21 protein-coding genes are annotated in these 23,412 nt (G+C 55.9%); 12 read left to right on the plus strand and 9 right to left on the minus strand.

The features are described from left to right. Nucleotides 1-308: hypothetical protein (locus tag IB237_RS26230; protein ID WP_210324080.1), on the plus strand; the 308-nt coding region annotated here is incomplete at its 5' end. A gap of 159 nt (nt 309-467) precedes the next feature. On the opposite strand, the gene gltA is transcribed toward IB237_RS26230, so the two are convergent. Further along, nucleotides 468-1,757: a citrate synthase gene (gene gltA, locus IB237_RS23700; protein ID WP_192491214.1), complete on the minus strand. Its 1,290-nt coding sequence runs from the start codon at nt 1,755-1,757 to the stop codon at nt 468-470. Nucleotides 1,758-2,058: 301 nt separating this feature from the next. Here gltA and IB237_RS23705 point away from each other — a divergent pair, with 301 nt between their 5' ends. Further along, nucleotides 2,059-4,557: a ComEC/Rec2 family competence protein gene (locus tag IB237_RS23705; protein WP_246788260.1), complete on the plus strand. Its 2,499-nt coding sequence runs from the start codon at nt 2,059-2,061 to the stop codon at nt 4,555-4,557. Between the two features lie 104 nt (nt 4,558-4,661). Here the strand turns inward: IB237_RS23705 and lexA are convergent, their stop codons facing one another. Then, nucleotides 4,662-5,390 carry a transcriptional repressor LexA gene (gene lexA / locus IB237_RS23710; protein ID WP_192491215.1) on the minus strand — a complete coding sequence of 243 codons (729 nt, stop codon included), beginning with the start codon at nt 5,388-5,390 and terminating at the stop codon, nt 4,662-4,664. A gap of 451 nt (nt 5,391-5,841) precedes the next feature. Between lexA and IB237_RS23715 the strand changes: the two genes are divergently transcribed. Continuing rightward, nucleotides 5,842-7,359: an ATP-binding protein gene (locus IB237_RS23715; RefSeq protein WP_192491216.1), complete on the plus strand. Its 1,518-nt coding sequence runs from the start codon at nt 5,842-5,844 to the stop codon at nt 7,357-7,359. A 179-nt stretch (nt 7,360-7,538) separates the two neighbouring features. Next, a complete protein-coding gene (locus IB237_RS23720) occupies nt 7,539-7,709 on the plus strand; it encodes a hypothetical protein (protein WP_192491217.1) in 171 nt (56 codons plus the stop codon). Nucleotides 7,710-7,805: 96 nt separating this feature from the next. On the opposite strand, the gene IB237_RS23725 is transcribed toward IB237_RS23720, so the two are convergent. Then, entirely contained in the window at nt 7,806-8,789 is a 984-nt protein-coding gene (locus IB237_RS23725; protein ID WP_192491218.1) for a TerC family protein, read from the minus strand. A 443-nt stretch (nt 8,790-9,232) separates the two neighbouring features. Between IB237_RS23725 and rpsD the strand changes: the two genes are divergently transcribed. From rpsD to IB237_RS23765, 8 genes are all read left to right on the plus strand, one after another. Next, the gene (gene rpsD / locus IB237_RS23730) at nt 9,233-9,850 is read left to right on the plus strand and encodes a 30S ribosomal protein S4 (protein WP_192491219.1); all 618 of its coding nucleotides are present in this window, start codon (nt 9,233-9,235) and stop codon (nt 9,848-9,850) included. Nucleotides 9,851-10,107: 257 nt separating this feature from the next. Continuing rightward, nucleotides 10,108-11,619 (plus strand): glycosyltransferase family 39 protein, encoded by a 1,512-nt coding sequence (locus tag IB237_RS23735; protein ID WP_192491220.1) that lies wholly within the window; start codon nt 10,108-10,110, stop codon nt 11,617-11,619. A gap of 29 nt (nt 11,620-11,648) precedes the next feature. Beyond that, nucleotides 11,649-12,641 carry a glycosyltransferase family 2 protein gene (locus IB237_RS23740; protein ID WP_192491221.1) on the plus strand — a complete coding sequence of 331 codons (993 nt, stop codon included), beginning with the start codon at nt 11,649-11,651 and terminating at the stop codon, nt 12,639-12,641. Next, on the plus strand, nt 12,638-13,456 hold the full coding sequence (locus IB237_RS23745; protein WP_192491222.1) for a ChbG/HpnK family deacetylase: 819 nt from the start codon (nt 12,638-12,640) through the stop codon (nt 13,454-13,456). Before IB237_RS23740 ends, IB237_RS23745 begins: the two co-directional genes overlap by 4 nt. 318 nt (nt 13,457-13,774) lie before the next feature. Then, the gene (locus IB237_RS23750) at nt 13,775-14,704 is read left to right on the plus strand and encodes a glutaminase (protein WP_192491223.1); all 930 of its coding nucleotides are present in this window, start codon (nt 13,775-13,777) and stop codon (nt 14,702-14,704) included. Nucleotides 14,705-14,780: 76 nt separating this feature from the next. Next, nucleotides 14,781-15,689: a tRNA 2-thiocytidine(32) synthetase TtcA gene (gene ttcA / locus IB237_RS23755; protein WP_192491224.1), complete on the plus strand. Its 909-nt coding sequence runs from the start codon at nt 14,781-14,783 to the stop codon at nt 15,687-15,689. 14 nt (nt 15,690-15,703) lie between these two features. Beyond that, nucleotides 15,704-16,534, plus strand: coding sequence for an inositol monophosphatase family protein (locus tag IB237_RS23760; protein ID WP_192491225.1), 831 nt, complete (start codon nt 15,704-15,706; stop codon nt 16,532-16,534). 15 nt (nt 16,535-16,549) lie between these two features. Beyond that, on the plus strand, nt 16,550-17,374 hold the full coding sequence (locus tag IB237_RS23765; protein WP_192491226.1) for an inositol monophosphatase family protein: 825 nt from the start codon (nt 16,550-16,552) through the stop codon (nt 17,372-17,374). A gap of 347 nt (nt 17,375-17,721) precedes the next feature. On the opposite strand, the gene IB237_RS23770 is transcribed toward IB237_RS23765, so the two are convergent. From IB237_RS23770 to IB237_RS23795, 6 genes are all read right to left on the minus strand, one after another. Beyond that, the gene (locus IB237_RS23770; RefSeq protein WP_192491406.1) at nt 17,722-18,927 is read right to left on the minus strand and encodes a multidrug effflux MFS transporter; all 1,206 of its coding nucleotides are present in this window, start codon (nt 18,925-18,927) and stop codon (nt 17,722-17,724) included. A 138-nt stretch (nt 18,928-19,065) separates the two neighbouring features. Beyond that, nucleotides 19,066-19,401 (minus strand): Grx4 family monothiol glutaredoxin, encoded by a 336-nt coding sequence (gene grxD / locus IB237_RS23775; RefSeq protein WP_192491227.1) that lies wholly within the window; start codon nt 19,399-19,401, stop codon nt 19,066-19,068. Nucleotides 19,402-19,559: 158 nt separating this feature from the next. Next, nucleotides 19,560-19,823 (minus strand): hypothetical protein, encoded by a 264-nt coding sequence (locus tag IB237_RS23780; RefSeq protein ID WP_192491228.1) that lies wholly within the window; start codon nt 19,821-19,823, stop codon nt 19,560-19,562. Between the two features lie 7 nt (nt 19,824-19,830). After that, the gene (locus IB237_RS23785; protein WP_192491229.1) at nt 19,831-20,064 is read right to left on the minus strand and encodes a BolA family protein; all 234 of its coding nucleotides are present in this window, start codon (nt 20,062-20,064) and stop codon (nt 19,831-19,833) included. An 18-nt stretch (nt 20,065-20,082) separates the two neighbouring features. Then, complete coding sequence (gene purL / locus IB237_RS23790; RefSeq protein ID WP_192491230.1) at nt 20,083-22,317, minus strand: phosphoribosylformylglycinamidine synthase subunit PurL; 2,235 nt, start codon at nt 22,315-22,317, stop codon at nt 20,083-20,085. 307 nt (nt 22,318-22,624) lie between these two features. Beyond that, the gene (locus IB237_RS23795; RefSeq protein ID WP_246788262.1) at nt 22,625-23,224 is read right to left on the minus strand and encodes an acyloxyacyl hydrolase; all 600 of its coding nucleotides are present in this window, start codon (nt 23,222-23,224) and stop codon (nt 22,625-22,627) included. Nucleotides 23,225-23,412: the final 188 nt, after the last annotated feature.

Here is a 23,412-nt window from a genome sequence, read left to right on the forward strand (position 1 = left end):
GCCGGGCTTTCGAGACGTCTATTCCAGCAATGATATCCATCTTATCCCATCCTTGCCTAATCGGGCTTCGCATCAGCAAGCGGCCCTGGCGACTGTTCGGGTTCGATGGAACGACGGATGAAGACCCAAGCTCATTCACGGGCTTCAAAGCCCTAGGGCGTTGCGGTCTTTCATCCGTCACCGCATTTGGCATTACAGCGCTAAATGGCGGAAATGGGAAGTTACAAGGGGCGGTTGGGGCGATCGGTGTCTCCGCACTCTTCCGTCATGTCAGGACCTTTCCCGAGGATCCAATCACCTATCATTGAGCGAAACTGATGCGGTTGGCGTGGTTAGATACTCGCCAAGGGCGAGGATGACGCCAGGGAAATGTCGGCCGCTCCCACTCCCACCACACACTCCCCGGAATCCCGCGCATAAAAAAACACCGGCGAGAGCGCCGGTGTTTTTTGTCATTCACTAACCAATCAACGCTTGGAGACTGGTACGTAATCGCGCTGTGGTGCGCCGGTGTAAAGCTGGCGCGGACGGCCGATACGCTGCTGCGGATCTTCGATCATTTCGTTCCACTGGGCAATCCAGCCGACGGTACGTGCCAGAGCAAACAGAACCGTGAACATGGTTGTGGGGAAGCCGAGAGCCTTCAGCGTGATGCCGGAGTAGAAGTCGACGTTCGGGTACAGCTTCTTTTCGACGAAGTACGGATCGGACAGGGCGATCTTTTCAAGCTCAAGAGCAACCTGCATGATCGGGTCGTCGCCGTTGCCCGTTGCTTCGAGCACTTCATACATGGTCTTCTGCATGATCTTGGCGCGTGGGTCGTAGTTCTTGTACACGCGGTGACCAAAGCCCATCAGACGGAACGGATCGTTCTTGTCCTTGGCCCGGGCAATATACTCAGGAATGCGGTCAACAGAGCCGATTTCGTTGAGCATGTTGAGCGCTGCTTCGTTGGCGCCGCCATGGGCAGGGCCCCAAAGGCAGGCAATGCCAGCTGCGATACAGGCGAACGGGTTTGCACCGGAAGAACCGGCCAGACGAACGGTCGAGGTGGAAGCGTTCTGCTCATGGTCAGCATGCAGGATGAAGATACGGTCCATGGCGCGGGCCAGAACCGGGTTCACCTTGTACTCTTCGCATGGAACGGCAAAGCACATGTTGAGGAAGTTCGACGCGTAGTCGAGGTCGTTCTTCGGGTAAACAAATGGCTGACCGACGTGGTACTTGTAAGCCATTGCCGCGATTGTCGGCATCTTGGCGATCATGCGAAGACTTGCGACCATGCGCTGGTGCGGATCGGTAATGTCGGTCGAGTCGTGGTAGAAGGCAGACAGGGCGCCAACGGTACCAACCATCACAGCCATCGGATGCGCGTCACGGCGGTAACCGCTGAAGAACTTCGTCATCTGCTCATGCACCATGGTGTGGCGCGTTACGCGGTTGTCAAAATCCTTTTTCTGTTCTGCTGTTGGCAGATCGCCGTATAGAAGCAGGTAGCAGGTTTCAAGGAAATCGCCCTTTTCGGCAAGCTGCTCGATCGGGTAACCACGGTGCAGAAGGACGCCTTCGTCACCATCGATATAGGTGATCTTGGATTCGCAAGATGCAGTTGATGTGAAGCCGGGATCGTAGGTGAAATTGCCGGTGTGCTTGTACAAAGCAGCGATGTCGATGACGTCTGGGCCTATCGCTCCCTCTCGAATGGGAAGTTCTACTGTCTTGTCGCCGAGCGTAATAGAAGCGCTTTTTTCCGTCATCATAATCCTCCGAGAACATGCGTTTTGGATGCCGTGAGGCATCTAGGCGTTAAGCGTTCAGGATAGCTATCTGATCCTGCGCCATATGCCAAGCTATCCAAAAGGCAAATTGTGCGTTGCGGTATCAACTTGTGCCAAAAACTAGGCTTTTGGCGTTTGACTGTTTCATATTAGGTCAATGCTTCCTTAAAATATAAGTGGTTGCATTGTTGTTGTGCCGGTTGCAAATTACCCCCTGTCCGGCGGGGGAGCTGCGGGTTTGACTGTAAGACCATCGCAAGAATTGCGACAGCAGGAACCGTTGAGACTGGATCTCCCCGGTGAGGGTGATTCCTTTGCTCTGCAACGATATCAGGGCGGGGTAGCAGAGGTTTATGAACAGTCTGCAACGGCAGGGAATTTATCCGGCCGGATATCGTCGCTGTCGCGCATGCTGCACATCGAGAAGGCTTATGGCCACGGCTTTCTTTGCATTCCGGTTTTTCTGGCAGTCGGTGCCATCATCTGGTTTTCAAGCCTTCAGACACCGTCACCCTACCTGCTTGCTGGCGGCTTTTGTTTAGCCGGCACACTGGCGCTCACCCTGCGGTACCGCGCGGCACAACTGGCAGGATTGCTTAACCTTGTTGCGCTGTGTCTGGCAGGCATGCTGCTGGCGCAATTGGAAAGCTGGCGGCAGGATACCGTCATCATTGATACGCCTGTCACCACAGTCGTGTCAGGAGTTGTCGAGCGGCGCGAGGTGGATGCGCGCGGTTACTGGCGCTACATTATATCGGTCACCGGAACTGAAAACCCTGTGCTGTCGCGCCCGCCGCAAAAGATCACGGCACTATCAAGAAGTCGCCATCAGCCGATTGAGATCGGGCAGGGCATTACCGGCCGCGCACGCCTGTCTCCACCCTCAGGACCGGCCTTGCCCGGTCTGAATGACTTTGCCTTTTCCGGCTATTTTAATGGCATAGGTGCAACCGGTTTCTTTTATGGTGCGCCACAGCCGGCGGTCAGCGAGGCGATCAAACGCCGCATTGCGGAACGCGGACACTGGCTCAGCGTGACTGATACAGGACTTTATCAATTGCGAAGCGCCATCGCCGAGCGCATCCGCAGCACGATTGGCGGCGACGCCGGCGCCTTTGCCGCCTCGATCATTACCGATGAACGGCGGGCGATATCAGAAACCACCATGGAAGCACTGCGTGTTTCCGGCCTTGCCCACATCGTTGCCATCTCGGGCCTCAACATGGCCCTGGCATCGGGCATATTCTTCGTTGGCCTGCGCACGGCACTCAGCTGTTTTCCGGGTTTTGCTGAGAGGCGACCGGTCAAGAAGATCGCTGCCTTTGCCGCCCTTATCATGACGCTGGCCTATTACCTGATTTCCGGTTTTGCAGTGTCGGCCGAACGGGCTTGGCTGATGATGTCGATCATGCTGATCGCCGTGCTGTTTGATCGCCCGTCGATCAGCCTCAGAAATGTTGCCATTTCCGCCATCATTATTATCTGCGTTTCGCCGTCGGAGGTCATGGGGCCAAGTTTCCAGATGTCCTTTGCCGCAACCATCGCGCTGGTGGCCGCGTACGGTTTCTGGACACGGCACCGTGCCGCACAAGACAGCGCAACATTCCGACCGACACATATGCCAATCGCCCTCAAGGGCCTGTCCATCCTTGGCAGCTTCTGCGCCGGTATTGTCGTGACTTCGCTGATTGGCGGCATCTCCACGGCCATCTATTCGATGGAGCATTTTCACCGTGTCACCACCTATGGACTGGCGGCAAATCTCGCCGCCATGCCGGTGATGTCTTTCATCGTCATGCCCTTTGCCTTGATCGCCATGTTGCTGATGCCCTTTGGGCTGGACGGGCCGTTTCTGACCGTCATGGGTTACGGCATGGCGATGACAATTGATATTGCCACCTATGTGGCCTCATGGGGAGGCGATGCCGGCGTCGGACGACAACATCAATGGTTTCTGGGCGCCGGAACGCTTGGCCTATTGGCGCTGACACTGTTTCGCACCCGACTTGCCTGGGCGAGTGCTGTGTTCCTGTTGGCAGGCCTTGCGCTGTTTGTGCTGTCACGGCAGCAGGACAATGCCGATCTGGTGGTTTTTGAAGATGGAAAACTGATGGCACTGGTTGGCAAGGATCAGGTTGCCAGCACCAGCCAACGCCCATCCGGCTTTATCTATGACCAATGGGCGCGGGCTTTGTTTTTACCTGACAAATATATCCGCCCGGTCATGCTGCCGGAACTGCCGGTCCCAGAACCACCGCCTGACGCTGCCAATGACACAACGACAGGCAATACCGATGCCGCGTCACCACGATCCAGACGGCCGATGCTGGACGATGACACCATTCAGACTGAAAGGCAGGTGATGTCTGCCGCCGTTGCAAATGCAACCGATGCCTTTACCTGCCGGCGCGACAGCTGGTGTATCGCCAGATCAGCAAAGGGGCAGGTGGTGATTTCCGTGCTGGACAACAGATATCTTGGTCTCGCCTGCAACATCGGCACTGTGGTTATCACCACGCGCCCCACGTCTTTTGAAACCTGCCGCTCCGGCGCTTTTTTGCTCAGCGCCCAGACATTGCGGCGCACCGGATCGCTGGAGATCACATTTTCAACTGAGGCAACTACCGCCGCAAATCAGGATTTGCCAATACAGAGGATGACGGCTGCCATTTATGGTTCCTACCGTCCATGGACCATGCATCGTTATTACAACTGGCGCAGTAGGACATTTGAAACAGCAGTACCGCCGCATGTCTCGCAACTGCTGGACAGTCACTAGGCTAAAGAGAGTTGAACGCCCGTTTTGTCGGGCGTTTTCCGGCGACAGTAACGATGACGCGCTGGCGCGTCACCTGACAGTGATATGGATCTTTTGATGACCGCTTAGTGGTATCTGCGGATCAGTCCAACCAGCTTGCCTTGGATCTTGACGCGGTCAGGTCCAAAGATACGGGTTTCATAGGCCGGGTTTGCCGCCTCAAGCGCAATCGATGCACCCTTGCGACGAAAACGCTTCAAGGTCGCTTCTTCATCATCGACCAGCGCCACGATGATGTCACCGGGATTGGCGGTCTTGGCGTTGCGGATGATGACGGTGTCGCCGTCAAAAATGCCGGCATCGATCATCGAGTCACCGCGCACTTCCAGTGCATAATGTTCGCCAGAACCCAGCATGTCGGCCGGAACGGATACATCATGTGTGTTGTTCTGAATGGCAGAGATCGGCACACCAGCCGCGATCCGTCCCATCATCGGCACCGATACCGAGCTGCCACCATCATTGGCGCTGACAGGGGCAGGGGCCGGCGCAGGGGCGACAACCGGTTTTGGTTTGCCAAGGCTGCCTTCAATCACACTCGGCGAGAAGCCACGCTGTGGTTTGAGGCTTGGCGAATAGGCCTCTGGAAGTTTGATGACTTCCAGTGCGCGTGCCCGGTTTGGCAGACGGCGAATGAAGCCACGTTCTTCAAGCGCTGTGATCAACCGGTGAATGCCGGATTTGGAGGCGAGATCAAGCGCATCCTTCATCTCATCAAATGAGGGAGGAACACCGGATTCCTTCATTCTTTCGTGAATGAAAAGAAGCAGTTCCTGCTGTTTGCGTGTGAGCATGAAGTCGCACCCCAACCGTTGATGAAAATCGAAACAAATGCAGAACATACACTATATGTTCCATATGTGTTCCGCAAGGCTTTAATACTTCGTAATCGCCGTACCGGTGAATTTTCTTTCAAAACAGCCAAGACGTGCAATGTTTGCCTATCGTTCTGTTTTTAAAACGATTTTACGTTAATCCGTGGCAAAACGATCCGTCAGAACGGTGAGGCTCGCAACACCGCCCGTTAGCTGGCCAACCGGCACGATTATCAATCTGATATCGTAAGGCGCTATGATTCGGTTCGTTTGATTCTCTCCACCAGATTGGGTTGGCAGCGCATATTCCCTGTGCATTTTTACCTTCACGAGGAAGCATTGCGTTGAAATCTCTGTTATGGGGAGGGTTCGCTGCTCGTTCGGAGTCGGCATTCAACATCAATTTTTGACAGTATAAGGTTTTAGGGCATTGCAGGTCGGCATCGACATGGGAACGCTATCGGGTGGGCAGGCTGCCAAACTCGACATTGAGGAATTGCTCGCCACGCGTCTGCTGGTGCAAGGCAATTCCGGTTCCGGAAAGTCGCATCTGCTGCGCAGGCTTCTGGAACAATCCGCCCCCTGGGTTCAGCAGGTCATTATTGACCCTGAAGGGGACTTTGTGACGCTGGCCGACAAGTTCGGCCATATCGTTGTGGATGGCGAACGCACAGAAGGTGAGTTGGCCGGTATTGCCAACCGTATTCGCCAACACCGCGTATCCTGCGTCCTGACGCTTGAAGGTCTTGATGTCGAACAGCAGATGCGGGCCGCAGCTGCATTCCTCAACGGCATGTTCGATGCCGACCGTGAATACTGGTACCCGGTGCTGGTGGTGGTCGACGAAGCGCAGATGTTTGCGCCGTCCGTGGCTGGCGAAGTAACCGAAGATGCCCGCAAGGCGTCGCTTGGCGCCATGACCAACCTGATGTGTCGTGGCCGTAAGCGTGGTCTGGCCGGCGTTATCGCCACGCAGCGTCTGGCAAAACTTGCCAAGAACGTGGCGGCGGAAGCCTCCAACTTCCTGATGGGCCGTACTTTCCTTGATATCGACATGGCACGCGCAGCCGACCTGCTCGGCATGGACCGCCGTCAGGCGGAAATGTTCCGCGATTTGCAGCGTGGTAATTTCGTGGCGCTTGGCCCGGCTCTGTCGCGCCGCCCACTGCCAATCGTCATTGGTGCTGTGGAAACCTCGGCCCGTTCGTCATCGCCCAAGCTGATGCCGCTGCCCGATGCGCCGCAGGACGTGGAAGACCTGATCTTCACGCCGGATCCGGAAGAATTTACGCGCGCCCCTGTGCGCCGCACGCCACCGGCACCGCGCCCGACAACAGACATTCTGGCAGAGCTATCCCGCTCGACGCCGGCTGCGATCACGCCAGCCTCCGAACAGCCGCAGCGCAGCAGCGCCTCGGACATGACGCCGGAGGAGCGCGAAGAGAAGATTTCAGGCGTTCTCTACGAAATTCTGGATGATCCGCAGTCGGCCTATCGCACCGATGCGGTGCTCTATCAGGATTTTCTGGTGCGCGCCCGAATGCGCCGCATTCCCGGCACGCCGATGGCGCTGTCGGAATTCCGCCGTCAGGTGGCCATCACCCGTTCCGGCGTTAATACCGAAATGGCGGCAAGCGAGAACTGGCAAACGGCACTAGATCTCTCAAAGAATGTGTCAGACGATCTGCAGGGCGTATTCCTGATGCTGGTGAAAGCCGCGCTGGGCGAGGAGCCTTGCCCATCTGATGCCCGTATTGCCCGCGCCTATGGCACGCATTCTGCACGCCGTGCACGCCGTCTGCTCGGTTATTTCGAGGAGAAGGAATTGGTCGTGGTGCATGCCGATTTCTCCGGCAAGCGTATCGTGGCGTTTCCGGACCTTGATGCAAAAACCGCACCCGGTGATGCGGATGCGGCTGATGACGAGGCAACGCTGGCAGCCGAATAAGGCTGCAGCTTCTCAATATATTACGTGAGCTGGCGCTCGCCTTGCATCATGGTCGGGCTTGTCCCAACCATCTGCTGTCGTTTGCTATATGTCGCAACGTGGCGAGTGGACTCGTACTGAACCTTGAGAGAGCGCTGGCATTGTAGATCCTCGGCACAAGGCCGAGGATGACGGTGGCGATGATTATCGCCAAAGTCGGCGGCTCTGAATGCTGGCATTCCCCCCGGGCGATCCTCATTCCTGTGCTCGTCACAGGAATCCAGGCCAGCCCAAGTCTTTGGGCTGAAAAGAGTTCTTTCCGCCGCGCCGACGCGCGTCGACTGGATGCCTGTGACAAGCACAAGGCATGAGGTGTGTGTGGCCAGCGTGTCCCGGCCATCTGGTGGTGCCCATCCTCGGCGTAGTGCCGAGGATGGTGGAGTTTCGGGATGTTGTGAAGCGAGACATTATTCGACAGCCTTTGCTTGCTTGCGTGTGGCAAACAGCGAACCGACAACACCGGTCACCAGAATTGCGACGGTCACACCAAGCGATACGGCAGGCGGGATTTTTGCCAGACCCAGCATGTCAGCCACGAAGATTTTCGAACCAACGAACACCAGAACCGCAGCCAGCGCATATTTCAGATACGCGAAGCGGTGGATCAGGGCAGCCAGTGCAAAGTAGAGTGCACGCAGGCCAAGGATCGCGAAAATGTTCGACGTGTAGACAATGAACGGGTCGGTGGTGATCGCGAAGATCGCCGGGATCGAATCAACCGCAAAGATCAGGTCGGCAATTTCCACCATCACCAGCGCCAGAAACAGCGGGGTGACAAAGGTTTTCAGCTTGCCGGTCTTTTCGTCGGCTTCCTTGACGAAGAATTTTTCGCCATGCAGGCGGTTGGTCAGCGGCAGGTGGCGCTTGAGGAACTTCAGGATGCGGTTGTTGTCGAGATCGTTTTCATCATGATCGGCCGAAAACAGCATCTTGAGACCGGTAAACACCAGGAAGGCCGCAAAGAGATAAAGCACCCAGTGGAAGTTTTCGACGATGGCAGCGCCAGCGGCAATCATGATGCCACGCAGCACGATCACGCCCAGAATACCCCACAGCAGCACGCGGTGCTGGTATTGGCGCGGAATGGCGAAATAGGAAAAGATCATGGCGATGATAAAGATGTTGTCCATCGCCAGGCTTTTTTCCACCACGAAGCCTGTCACATATTCCATCGCGGACTGCTGGCCCGACTGATACCAGATCCAGCCACCAAAGGCCAAACCGATGGCAATATAGAAGGTGGACATCAGCATGCTTTCGCGAATGCCGATTTCCTTGGAATTCTTATGCAGAACACCAAGGTCGAGGGCCAGAAGGCCAAGAACGAGAGAAATGAAGACCGCCCACATCCATGTGGGGGTGCCGAGAAAATCCGAGAACAGAAAGTCCATCAGTCAACCTTTGCCGGACAGGTTGGCTATATGGCTGGGGAACGTGCGGCAGAAATAAACGTGGGCCCCAACCTAAAGAGACTCGACATCACGTATTGTCCGGTAATACGCCAGAGGGGCCCGAGTCCTGATCACGAGAAACGAAATAGTGCAGGAAAATGCGCTTTCAAGGGCGGGATGCACTTTTTTTCTCGTTGACAATTTTATGAAGGCCACCTAGAAGCCCCATCAACGCCGGGCCGCAAAGCCCGGTGTGTTTCGTTGACTACCTTGCAGTTTTAATAACTGACGTTCGGTAGTCAACATCACCGACATGTCCCGTGGCTTCTCCATTCGCAAATGTGAGAGACCTGTCAGAGTTCATCAACAGAACTCAGAGGAGGGCGTGTTTCCTTAATCCGGTTTGGCAACAAACCGGTATAATATGTTGAGAAGGAAATACGATGAGCAAGCGCGAATCGTCTAAGTATAAAATTGACCGCCGCATGGGCGAAAACATCTGGGGTCGTCCTAAGTCCCCAGTAAACCGCCGCGAATACGGTCCTGGCCAGCACGGTCAGCGCCGCAAGGGCAAGATGAGCGACTTCGGCACGCAGCTGCGCGCCAAGCAGAAGCTCAAGGGCTACTACGGCGAACTGCGTGAAAAGCAGTTCCGTGCAACTTACGACGAAGCTAACCGTCGCAAGGGTGACACTTCCGAGAACCTGATCGGTCTGCTCGAGTCCCGTCTGGACGCGATCGTATACCGCGCAAAGTTCGTTCCAACCGTTTTCGCATCGCGTCAGTTCATCAACCATGGCCACGTCACGGTTAATGGCGTTCGCGTTAACGTTGGTTCTTACCGTTGCAAGCCAGGTGACGTTGTTGAAGTTCGTCAGAAGTCCAAGCAGCTGACCGTTGTTCTGGAAGCTGTTTCGCTCGCTGAGCGTGACGTTCCTGACTACATCGAAGTTGATCACAACAAGATGGTTGCGACGTTTGCTCGCGTACCAGCTCTGTCTGACGTTCCATACCCAGTCGTCATGGAACCACACCTCGTGGTCGAATTCTACTCGCGCTAATCGCTGCGAAGTTGACTTTGAAAAAGCCGCCCTTCGGGGCGGCTTTTTTGCATTCATGGCATGGTGTGATGATTTGAGAAATACGTCACAAGTTGCCGGATTTTGGCACGTAATCCAGCCTTGATTTTCTGCGTAAAAGCGCAGGAATGCACAACTGCGTAATGCTTGTCCCCTTTGGTTGTGCTATCGGGACTTCGACCTTGTGAAGTTATGAAATCAAGCCGCTTGAAGCAGGGCGCGCTGTTGGGAATTCGGCCATGGAACGTTCGGACAAAATTGCGTTTGCTCAGGGAAAGACAGTCTCGATTGTTGGCGTCATTCTGCTGTTCGTTCTGGCGCTGACCGTGCATGCCGCATTCTCCAAGCTCAACCTCGACCAATATGGCGACATGGTTGAAAACTACGCCTGGGGCGCGCTGTGGCAGTGGGGCACGTACAAGCACCCGCCATTCTTCGGCTGGACCACGGCCGCATGGTTTGCAGTTTTCCCACATGAGAACTGGGCGTATTTCCTGTTTTCCGCCGTCAATTGCGGTCTGACCTTTGCTGCCGTCTGGCGCATTGCTGCCCGGTTTGGTGATGGCAATGTGCAGTTGATGGCGGTTATTTGCGCCATGCTGATGCCGCCGCTGTCGTTCCTGGCCATCAAATACAACGCCAATTCGGCAATGACGCCAATCTGGGCCTGGCTGTTCGTATTCTATCTGCGCGGCCTGGAAGGACGCCGGATTGTTGATGCCGTAATGATTGGCCTGCTGGCGACTGCTGCCATGCTGACCAAATATCACTCCGGTGTCGTGCTGCTGGCGCTGTTCCTGCATGCATCTTTCGACAAGCAGGCCCGTGCGGCGCTGCTGTCCACCTTTGGCCTCACCGTGCTGGTGGTGTTTTTCGTCACCATTGCCGGCCATGTTCTTTGGCTGTTCGAACATGATTTCCTGCCCATCGTTTATGCCGCAGAGCAGGGTGATGGCGAATGGCTGCATATTTTCATCAAGGCGCTGAAATTCGTGGTGGGCGTGCCGCTTTATACGATTGGCGCTTTGCTGGTTGCGCTTTTGGTGCGTCATGACAAAAGCGAAAAGGGCCCGGCCTTTCAGCCTGCCAATATTGCCCGCCTGAGAGACAGCGTTCAGGGCCGCGCGCTGCTGGCCTTCAGCATCCTGCCATTTATCCTCACCATCATTCTGGGCTTTGCCGCACAGGCAGAACTGAGCGCCGTCTGGGTACTACCGATCTTCACGCCAATTGCCGTGCTGATTGCGCTTCTGGTGCCGCAGCAGTGGCTGCAGCGCAATATCGGACGCGCCGTGACAGTTGCCGTCATCTACCTGTTGGGCATGATCGCTTCTGGGCCTGTCATCGCTATGTTGGACCGTAACTACGGTGGGTTTGAATCATTCCGCAGTGTGCCGCTGGAGGCCGTGTCCGACCGCATCGATGAGCTGTGGCTGACGGAAAGTGGCGGTGCCAAGGGCTTTTATGTCGCGGGTAGCCGTGGTCTGGCCGATGGCACCTCCTTTTACTCGCGTTACGCACCGCTGATCGTGGATGGCAACTCGGCGGAATATGCCAAGGGCTACCTGACACCGGAGCTGGCGCGTCAAAAAGGTCTGGTGCTGGTTTGCTTCAAGGGCGAATCGAAGTGCACCGATGCCTCGACCAAGCTGGTTGGCCCGTTGCCCGCGCCACAGGACCTTCAAGTCACCGGCATAAACGGCAAGGGCAGCTGGGATATCCAGATCTGGCTGGTCAAGCCGCAGAACTGATAATGCGAATTTTGTAACGGGATCGGGGCATGGCTCTTTTTTCACTCATCGTACCGTTTTTGAATGAACGGGATAACGTGCCGGCATTCACGACCTTCATTGAAAAGGTGGCGGGTGAATTGCGTGAAAAATTCGATCTCGATCTCGAAGTGGTGCTGGTCGATGACGGCAGCACCGATGACAGCGTGACACGCTACATCACGTCAATGCCGGGCACCTGGCGCATCGTTGAACTCAGCCGCAACTTCGGCAAGGAAGTTGCGGTGTTTGCCGGTCTGGAAGAGTGCAGGGGCGATCTTGTGATGATCATGGATGCCGACATGCAGCACCCATGGACCGTCGCACTCGACATGATTTCACAGCTGATGGCCGACGAAAATCTCGACGCCGTTTATGCGGTACGTGATGACCGTCTGCAGGAATCGATGAAAAAGGCGGCCGCCGTTCATCTGTTCTACTGGCTGATCAATTTCCGCCAGCGTTTTATCGTGCCGGAAAATGCTGGCGATTTCCGCGTCATGCGCCGCCCGGTTGTCGAGGCGATGCTGAAGATCCGTGACCGTCGCCGTTTCAACAAGGGGCTATACGCCTGGGCAGGCTTCCGCCAGAAGGCCATTGGTTACATGCCGGACGAGCGCCAGCACGGTGCCACCAAATGGTCTAACCTGTCTTTGCTGTCCTTGTCACTGGAGGGCATCACCTCGTTTTCGGCGCTGCCTTTGCGACTGGTGTCGATCATTGGTGCGCTGGTTGGTATTTGCGGCATTTTCTATGGCCTGAAGATCATCTTTGAAGTGCTGTTTTACGGCGTGTCGGTTCCCGGTTATCCAAGCCTTATGGTGGCGGTGTCGGTGCTTGGCGGCTTCAATTTGGCGCTGCTTGGACTGCTCGGCGAATATATCTGGGTCGGCATTGCCGAAACCAAGGATCGGCCGCTTTATCTGGTGCGCCGCGTGCATAGATCAGGCGAGATCAAGACGCTGGACAAGGCCGCGCAATCCGCTGAAAAACAAACGCCATGAGCATGGCGGACGTAAAGGTGTTTCTGGTTGCTGATGATTATGGCCTGTCACCGGCCGTCAGCGATGGCATTCGCCATCTGATCGCAAAGGGCAACCTGTCCGGCACCGGCTGCATGACTTTGTTTCCGGAATGGCGGGACGAGGCGGCAAAGCTGAAAGAATGTCAGGGTTATGGGGACGTCTTTGCCGGCATTCACCTGACGCTGACCGATTTTAAACCGCTGACCGATGCACCCGCCATCAGCAAAGATGGCAGGTTACTGCCGTTGAAAGAGCTGATCCTTGGCGCGTTGCGGCCTACGGAAGGGTTTACCGCACAGGTGCACGCCGAGCTGGATGCGCAGCTGGCAGCCTTTGCGGATGAAATGGGGCATATGCCGCATTATCTTGATGGCCATCAGCATGTGCATTTCCTGCCGCCGGTAAGGTCATGGCTGTTAAGCCGCTCTCAAACCCTTGCCCAAGGTGGTGTGAAGCCATGGCTGCGTGGCGCACCGGCGGTCGATTTTTCGCAAGGTGTGAAGATTGGCCTGAAAACCTGCTTCGTGGCCGGGTTGGCGCGTGGTTTTGATGCTGAGATGCGCAGTGCCGGCTTGTTGGTGCACGGTCCGCTCTGCGGCTTTTATGACTGGCAACAGGCGGACAAATTCAGTTCGGTCCTGAAAGGTCGCGTTCGTAATGGCAGCGTCATGATGTGCCACCCTGGTTATGTTGATGACGTTCTGCAAGCCCGCGACCCGCTGACCGGTGCGCGTGCAGAAGAACTGCGCGTGCTGGAGCAAGCTTTGCCTTTTGCGTTGGAGAGGCGGGTTTAGTCTCCACTTTTTCCTTCATTCCTGTGCTCGTCACAGGAATCCAGGCCAGCCCGAGTCTTCGGGCTGAAAAGGGTTGTATGCCGCACAGACGCGCGGATGCTGGGTCTCTGTGACAAGCACAGAGAAGAGGGGCGAGTGTGGGAACGCGCATCGAATATCTCAACCTCAGTAGTTTTGATGCCCTGTGACAGGCCGCCGTACATCTCACCAATTCGCGCAGCAATGATTTCGCATTCATCCTCACGCGATAGTGGCATTGATTTTGCTTTTGATGTAGCCAACAGAACCGTAGTGATACTGGCGAACAAAGGCTTGGGCATGCAGGACATTCAGCTGATCATTGACCGCATTTATGATGCGATGGTGCCAAGATTGGGTGAGGGGAAGGTAGCCGACTACATTCCTGAGCTCGCCAAGGTCGATCCCGAGCAGTTTGGCATTGCCGTCACGACGGTTGAAGGCGAAACATTCGTCGCCGGCGATGCTGAGGTGCCGTTTTCCATTCAAAGTATTTCCAAGGTTTTCATGCTGACGCTGGCGCTCGGCAAGGCTGGCGAAACCGTGTGGAACCGGGTAGGGCGCGAACCATCAGGATCGTCCTTCAATTCCATCGTACAGCTGGAACATGAGGCGGGCATTCCACGCAATCCTTTCGTCAATGCCGGTGCGATCGTCGTTAGCGATATCGTGATGGCTGGCCACCAGCCGCGTGAAGCAATCGGTGAATTGCTGCGCTTTGTGCAATATGTCGCCGATGATGACAGCATCATCATCGACAATGCGGTCGCGAAGTCGGAAAATGCCACCGGTTACCGCAATTATGCGCTGGCCAATTTTATGCGCTCGTTCGGCAATCTGCATCACCCGGTCGAAAATGTGCTGGGTGTGTATTTCCATCAATGTGCGCTGGCCATGACCTGTCACCAATTGTCACGGGCGGGGCTGTTTCTGGCCAATCAGGGCCGAAATCCGCTCAGCGGCCACACGGTTGTGTCGGCGCGACGGGCAAAACGTATCAACGCGCTGATGCTGACCTGCGGCCATTATGATGGGTCCGGCGATTTTGCCTATTCTGTCGGCCTGCCCGGCAAGAGCGGCGTTGGCGGCGGCATTCTGGCCATTGCGCCGGGCAAGGCATCGATTGCGGTGTGGTCACCCGGCCTCAACAAGGTCGGCAACTCCGCGCTTGGCTCTGCAGCACTGGAAATGCTGGCCAACCAGACAGGCTGGTCGGTATTCGGGGCTTGATCTTGCCGGAATATGCAGGCATTGGCTGGAGGACAGCCGGTATTAGCGCCCGAATTAGCGAAAGTGCAATCGTCCCATGAATATTGCGACAGACATGAATTCCGTCGATGACGTCGAGGATGGTGCTGAGGACATGTCCTCGCACGCGCTGTTTGCGCATGCGCCACGGTCGGTCTCCTTCAACAAGCTGCGCAAGCGCCTGTTGCGCAATGTGCGCCAGGCATTTGAAGACTTTGACATGCTGAAAGGCCAGAAACGCTGGCTGATTGGCCTGTCGGGCGGCAAGGACAGCTACGGGCTGCTGGCGCTGCTGATGGACCTGAAATGGCGCGGCCTGCTGCCGGTCGATCTCGTGGCCTGCAATCTCGATCAGGGCCAGCCGAACTTTCCCAAACACATTCTGCCGGAATATCTGGCATCGATTGGCGTGGAGCACCGCATCGAATACCGCGACACCTATTCGGTCGTGAAGGAAAAGATGCCGAATGGTGGCACCTACTGTTCGCTCTGTTCGCGTCTGCGTCGCGGCAATCTTTACCGCATTGCGCGCGAAGAGGGCTGTGATGCACTGGTGCTTGGCCACCACCGCGAAGACATTCTCGAAACCTTCTTCATGAACTTCTTCCATGGCGGACGCCTGGCGGGCATGCCGGCAAAGCTTTTGAATGACGAAGGCGATCTGATGCTTTTGCGGCCACTGGCCTATTGCGCCGAAGACGATATGGCTAAGTTTGCCACGGCCATGCAGTTCCCGATCATTCCATGCGACCTGTGCGGCTCACAGGATGGTCTACAGCGCAATGCCATGAAGGACATGCTGGCCGATATCGAACGGCGCATGCCGGGCCGCAAGGACACGATGTTGCGGGCGCTGGCCCACGTCAATCCCTCGCATTTGCTGGATACCAAACTGTTTGATTTTTCGATGCTGGGTGTCACGGAAGCGTCATCTAACGCGGATAGGGAAACGAACCCACCTGTTTAAAGAAACGTCGCTTTATGTCCCTTCTTGATAAAGACATTGAATTCCTGGTTGCAACGGTGCGCGATGCCGCAGCAACCGAAATCCTTCCCCGTTTCAGAAATCCTGACAGCCAGTCGGTCGCCGAAAAAACCTCGTCCATCGATCTGGTGACAGAAGCGGATATTGAGACGGAAAAGCGCATTACCGCGGCCATTCGCAGGCTTTATCCGGACGCCCATATCGTCGGCGAAGAAACCTATGATGCCGATCCTTCCGTTGTGCCGGCGCTGGCCGATGCGGATCTGGCCTTCGTGATCGATCCCGTCGACGGCACGTTCAACTTTGCCTCCGGTCTTGCTGCTTTCGGTTCTCTGCTGGCCGTCACCGTCAAGGGTGAGACAGTCGCCGGTATCATCCATGATCCGGTTATGGGTGACACGCTGGTGGCGGTAAAAGGCGCAGGCGCGCATTTCCACCGCCGCAGCGGCGAGGTGACACCGATCCGAGTGGCAGCTCCTGTCGCGCTGGACGAGATGGTTGGCATTTACGCCTGGGGACACGCCACGCTGGAGCGCCGCCCGGTCATTGCCGCCAACATGGCCAAGATCCGCATGGCGCTGTCGCTCAATTGTTCTGCACATGAATATTGGCTTGCCTCGACAGGCAAGATCCACTTTATCGGCCACGAAAAGCTGATGCCATGGGACCACCTTGCCGGTGTTCTCGTACATCAGGAAGCTGGCGGTTACACGGTAAAGCTGGATGGTACGCCCTATCGCCCCGGAGAGATTTCCGGCGGTATTCTGTCCGCTCCCGACAAGGAAAGCTGGAAGATGATACGGCGCGAGATTTTAGGTATCTGGTAGCTGAAAGGAATGGCAATGTCCCTCGAACTCGACATAGCGTCGCTTGCAAACACGCTTCAGGAAGCCGCAGCCGTGGAAATCATGCCGCGGTTCCGCAATCTCGGTGAGGGCGACGTTCGCATGAAGACCGAGGCCATTGACCTCGTCACCGAAGCGGACGAAGCAGCCGAGCGCCTGATCCGGGACCGCGTGGCGGAAATCATGCCGAACGCGCTGTTCGTGGGCGAGGAAGCCGTTGCTGCTGATCCGTCGCTGCTGGGCAAGCTGGGTGAGGCCGATCTGGCCGTGGTGGTGGATCCGATTGACGGCACCTTCAACTTTGCCTCTGGCCTGCCGCTGTTCGGCGTGATGATGAGCGTCATCTCCAAGGGCGAGACTGTTGCTGGCATCATCTTTGATCCGTTGGGCAATGACTGGCTGATCGCCGAAAAGGGCTCTGGCGCATGGCTGTGCGCACCAGATGGCAACCAGACGCAGATGCACGTGTCTCCGGCACCGGAACTGTCGCAGATGGTCGGCATTGCCAATACAGGCTATTTCGACATCGAGACCCGCCGCAAAATCCTCGTTAATCTGGCCGATGTGCGCCTGTTCACCAGCTACCGTTGTGCTGCCCATGAATACCGCGTGTTCTGCGGCGGTCACATGCACTTCCTGATGTACAACAAGCTGATGCCATGGGACCATCTGGCCGGCACGCTGATCTCGCAGGAAGCGGGCGCCTATGCGGCGCGCCTTGATGGTTCGCCGTACCTGCCAAGCCATGTGGATGGCGGCTTGCTGCTGGCACCGGACAAGGATTCCTGGAACCTGCTCAAGAACCACATCTTCACGGTTTGATCGACTGGACGTATGGATCAAAAAAGGCGCCGCTGGATGACAGCGGCGCCTTTTGCTTTCGACCCTCATGCCTCGTGCTTGTCACAGGCATCCAGCTGTCGCGCGTCTGCGCGACGAAAGAGTCTTTTCAGCCCAATGACTTGGGCTGGCCTGGATTCCTGTGACGAGCACAGGAATGAGGTCCGCGAGGGTGGATAGACGCGAGAAAACACAGTCCCGGAAAACATCACATTCAATATCAATGGTCGCAAAAAAAGGCGCCGCTGGATGACAGCGGCGCCTTTTGCTTGTGCGGCATGTTTGCGTTCCTTACCCCCGTGGCGGGCACGGGGTAAGGGGAAGCCGTATCAGATCGGCTTGTTATGCGGATGGAACAGCTGACCCTTTTCACCGATCAGTACGAACACCAGACCAATAAGCGAGACGATAAAGAAGCCGGCGACCATTGGCAGGGCAGTGCCATCAAAGGACTGACCGATCAATGCACCGATCAGCGAACCGCCAACCGTGCCCATGAAACCGATGACGGACGATGCTGTACCGGCAACGTGGCCAAGCGGTTCCATGGCCAGCGAGTTGAAGTTGGAGCCGATCCAGCCGAACTGGAACATCGCCAAGGCAAACAGCACGATGAACAGTGCAAACGGCATTGGCTGTGGGCCATAGATCTGAATAAGCAGCCACACGAAGGTGATGACGATAAAGCCGATCAACGAACCATGCGACAGTCTGCGCATACCAAAACGGCCAACAAGACGGGCATTGATGAAGGACGAAAGCGCCATGAACAGGGCAACGCCGGCAAAGGCCACTGCAAACCACTGACCGAGCTGGTAGACACCCTTGTAAACCTGTTCAGCTGAGTTGATGAAGCCGAACAGCGCACCGAAGATGAAGGTGCTGGACAGTGTGTAACAGAGCGCAATGCGGTTGGTCAGAACGATCTTGAAGCCGTTGAGAACCGACTTGACCGTGAAGGGACGCACGTCTTCCGGATGCAGGGTTTCCGGCAGGCGGTAATACATCCATGCGCCGACGATCACAGCGATGACAGCCATGAACACGAAAATCAGGTGCCAGTCACCAAACAGCAGAACGATCTGGCCGGTACCCGGTGCAATAACCGGAACAACCATGAACACCATCATGATCAGCGACATGACTTCCGCCATCTGACGGCCGCCGTAAACGTCGCGAACGATGGAGATGGTAATGACACGGGTGGCGGCAGAACCGATGCCCTGAATGAAGCGCAGTGCCAGCACGCCGGCAAAGGACGGAACGAACACCACCGCAATGGACGAGACGACATAGATGCCAAGACCAAACAGCATTGGCTTGCGACGGCCATAGCGGTCCGAGATTGGGCCGTAGCCCAACTGTGCAATGCCAAAGCCCAGAAGATAGGCCGAAATGACATATTGGCGGTGATTTTCATTGATCACGCCAAGTGCTGCACCGATTTCCTGCAGGCCCGGAAGCATGATGTCGATGGCAAGTGCGTTGAGTGCCATCAACATGGCAGCAAGCCCGATGAACTCCACTTTGCCCATGGATTTCAAAACCGGATTGCCGGATTGTGAAGGATTTGTCACAGAAATATTCCCAAAAGAACGGCAAAGGCGTTGCAGAATGCAACGCCTTGCTACTTCATAACAATCGGGTGTCGGGGTGGAGAACCCCGGCAAAAATCAGGCCGCGCCGCGGACCTCGATACCCTGTTCTTGTAATTGGCTTTGAAGTTCACCCGACTGGAACATCTCTCTGATGATGTCACAACCGCCGATGAATTCACCTTTGACGTAAAGCTGAGGAATGGTCGGCCAGTTGGAATAATCCTTGATACCCTGACGCAGGTCAGCATCGGCAAGCACGTTAATGCCTTTGTATTCTACGCCGATATAGTCAAGAATCTGAACGACCTGACCGGAGAAACCACACTGTGGAAACTGCGGTGTACCCTTCATGAACAGAACGATATCGTTGCTCTTCACTTCGTTGTCGATCACTGCGTTAATATCGCTCATGGCCATTTCCTTTCACACGCGGTTCAAAAGCCGCTGCTTTGATATTCCGACTAGATAACACTTTGGTGTCGTTTTTCCAGCGTGCAAGCTGAAAAAATGCAAAGGCCTCTTATGCCTGGAGTGCATACCAACATGCGCGACAGCAGGTTTGCGTAAAATCAAACACTGCGCTGTTTGCTGCGTGATGCAGCGGTGCGTCGTTTGCTGGTTTGTTTGCGCGCTGGCTGGCGTTTGGGCTTGGCGGTTTTTTTCGCGCCGCCCAACGCACTCTCCAGTATCGTCTCCGCCAGACTGCCCGCAACAGATTTGCTGCGGGTTTTCCGGCGGGTCCGTTTTGTTGTTTTCACACCTGTCTTTTTAAGAATTTCCGACATGGCGCTTTTCACCACGCCGGAAATGACCTTTTCAATCAGGCTTGCCATGGTTTTCTCAATCCGGGGCCGAAGTTTGCAGGGCAAGGGCATGCAGCACGCCGCCCATGTTGCCCTTCAGGGCGTCATAGACCATCTGGTGCTGCTGCACACGGCTTTTTCCCTTGAAGGCTTCCGCCACGACTTCAGCGGCGTAGTGATCGCCGTCACCAGCCAGATCGCGGATCGTCACCTTTGCGCCGGGAATTCCGGCTTTAATCATGTCTTCAATATCGCCGGGGTTCATTGGCATGGTGTCAGCTCCCTTTTCTTATTCTGCTGCGGCCAGTGATGGCCCATCCATAAACTCAGGGAACCATGATTCATGGGCGGAAAGCAATTGCTTAATCGCCACAGGCTTTGCACTTCCAAGTGATACTTCGCTACCACCGGTCTTGCCGATAACCGGGCACTCAACGCCCGCTTCCTTTGCACGCTGTGCAACGGTTTCAGCGTTATCCTGAGCGATGGTCAAAACATAACGGCCCTGGTCTTCGCCGTAGAAGGCAAGAACCGGATCGTTGTTTTCAGGCTGGTTTACAGTCGCACCAATGCCGGAAGAAATTGCCATTTCGGCAACGGCAACACCGAGACCGCCCGAAGAGCAATCGTGAACGGCGGTGGCAAGACCATCATTGATCAGCGCGCGAACGAAATCGCCGACCTTCTTTTCCTTGGCCAGATCAACATGCGGAGCAGGGCCGTCAATACGGTCATGAATGTCGCGCATGTAGGTGGACTGCGCAATATGCGTGCCCCAGCCCTTTGGTGCGCCGGCCAGCAGAATGGCTTCGCCTTCCGCGGCAAAACGGATGCGGGCCATCTTTGCCCAGTCGCTGAGCAGGCCAACGCCACCGATGGTCGGGGTTGGCAGGATCGCCTGACCGTTGGTCTCGTTATAAAGCGACACGTTACCGGAAACGATCGGGAACTCCAGAACCGTGCAGGCTTCGCCGATGCCCTTGATGGCATGAACCAGCTGGCTCATGATTTCAGGCTTTTCCGGGTTGCCGAAGTTCAGGTTGTCGGTTGCAGCCAGTGGCAAAGCGCCAGTGGCGGTGATGTTGCGCCAGCATTCTGCAACAGCCTGCTTGCCGCCTTCAAACGGATCTGCCTCTACGTAACGTGGCGTTACGTCAGACGAGAAGGCCAGTGCCTTGCTGTAATGACCTTCAACGCGCACAACGCCGGCGTCACCGCCAGGAAGCTGCAGCGAGTTACCCTGGATCAGCGTGTCATACTGCTCGTAAACCCAGCGACGGGAAGAGCCGTTTGGCGAACCGACCAGCTTGACCAGCGCGTCGGCAATATCGGCCTGTGGCACGTCATTGGCAGCAAGCGGAGCAGGAACCTTGGCCGGTGTCCATGGACGATCATATTCCGGAGCCTCATCGCCCAGTTCCTTGATCGGTAGGTTGGCCACTTCTTCGCCGCTGTGAATGATGCGGAAACGCAGGTCGTCAGTGGTCTTGCCAACGATGGCAAAGTCCAGACCCCACTTGATGAAGATTGCCTTGGCAACTTCTTCTTTGGAAGGCTCCAGAACCATCAGCATGCGTTCCTGGCTTTCAGACAACATCATCTCATAGGCGGTCATGTTTTCTTCGCGCACAGGAACCTGGTCGAGAATGAGCTCGATACCCAGATTGCCCTTGGCACCCATTTCCACGGCCGAGCAGGTCAAACCGGCAGCGCCCATGTCCTGAATGGCGATGACTGCGCCGGTCTTCATCAGCTCAAGGCAGGCTTCCAGCAGGCACTTTTCAGTGAAGGGGTCGCCAACCTGAACGGTTGGGCGCTTTTCTTCGATGGATTCGTCAAATTCTGCCGATGCCATGGTCGCACCACCCACGCCGTCACGGCCGGTCTTGGCGCCGAGGTAAACGACAGGCAGGCCAACGCCCTTGGCTTCCGACAGGAAGATGGCATCAGACTTTGCAAGGCCAGCTGCAAAAGCGTTGACCAGAATGTTGCCGTTGTAACGGGCGTCGAACTCGACTTCGCCGCCAACCGTTGGCACGCCGAAGGAGTTGCCGTAACCACCAACGCCGGCAACAACGCCGGACACCAGATGGCGGGTCTTGGGATGGTCCGGGGCACCAAAACGCAGGGCGTTCATGGCGGCAACCGGACGGGCACCCATGGTGAACACGTCACGCAGAATGCCGCCAACACCCGTGGCTGCACCCTGATAAGGCTCGATATAAGATGGGTGGTTGTGGCTTTCCATCTTGAAGACAACGCAATCGCCGTCATCAATATCGACCACGCCGGCGTTTTCGCCCGGGCCCTGAATAACGCGCGGACCTGTGGTCGGCAGCGTCTTCAACCACTTCTTGGAGGACTTGTAAGAGCAGTGCTCGTTCCACATTGCCGAGAAAATGCCAAGCTCGGTAAAGGTTGGTTCGCGTCCGATCAATTCGAGGATGCGCTGGTATTCATCGGGCTTGAGGCCATGCGATGCAACGAGTTCCGGGGTGATCTGGATGTGATTAGGAATAGCCATAGGTCTCACGAGGTTCGAGCCGGTAGGAAGTTTCCGGTTCTTTAGCGCAAGATACAGTCTGGTGCGACAGGAAAATGTATCGATTACCCACCAAATGCAGAGTTTTGGACAGGGCGATTATAGATGGCAGCCGCCCGTAGGGCGTGTCTACGTCTGAAAGGTAGCGTTTTCATATCGACCTTCGTCATGTCAGGACTTGTCCGGACAATCCAAGCCCTCAACGACGACAGCAACGTGATCAGATACTAGGGACAAGCCCTAGGATGATGTTGAGAAAGAAGGTGGCCTTCAACTATGGCCGCTGTTGTTAAAATCTGTAACCCAGCATCAGGCCGGCGCGGGTAATCCCGTCATTCGGGCCATCGCAGAGATTGGCATGGGAGGCATGCTCAATCTGCGTGGAGATGTTCCAGTTTTGATTGATGCGGTAACCGACGGCCGCATATTCGCGGAACAGGAAACGACAGCCAAGCTGCGCGCCGGTTTCAGAGCCGGTGTTTCTCAGGTTGCCATCGTGCCAGAGGCCGCCAAAGCCCAGGTCTAGAAAGATCTTTTCATTCAGATCCAGCGTCCAGTTGATGCCGCCATAAACGGTGTTGGCAGACCCTTCAGTGCCGATTTCACCGCCCAGATGCACACGCGGGCGCAGCAGCTTGTCGGTAAAGCTGGCGGCTGTGGCGCTGTCAAACGGATCGAAATAAACCGTGAGAGCCGGGAAGACGCCGTCTTCGCCATTGTCACTGCTAGACACCGATGTTGTGGCACCAAAACGCAACTCGTCGAAGATGTTGCTGTTTGCAGCAGCATCGGCGGCATTGGCGAGTTGGGTCAAAGATAGAAGGAGGGCACAGGAGGTAAGAACCTTGGCAATCATTGCCTTGGCATTTGCAGAATGCTGACTGCCCATACGAATCGTTCCCAGAGAAGGTTTTCACAGAAACGTGACATATTTTAACGGAAGGTAAAGGGAGCGGATTTCTAATTTTCAGTACTGTTGCCGAAAAGACTCTCAAGCCCAAAGACCCGTTTCAGACCTCTGGCTTGTGTAAAAGTTCTTCCAGCCACGCATCCGCCAGCTTCGATTCGCTTCACCCA

This window comes from Agrobacterium sp. AGB01, from assembly GCF_014851585.1.
Taxonomy (GTDB): domain Bacteria; phylum Pseudomonadota; class Alphaproteobacteria; order Rhizobiales; family Rhizobiaceae; genus Agrobacterium.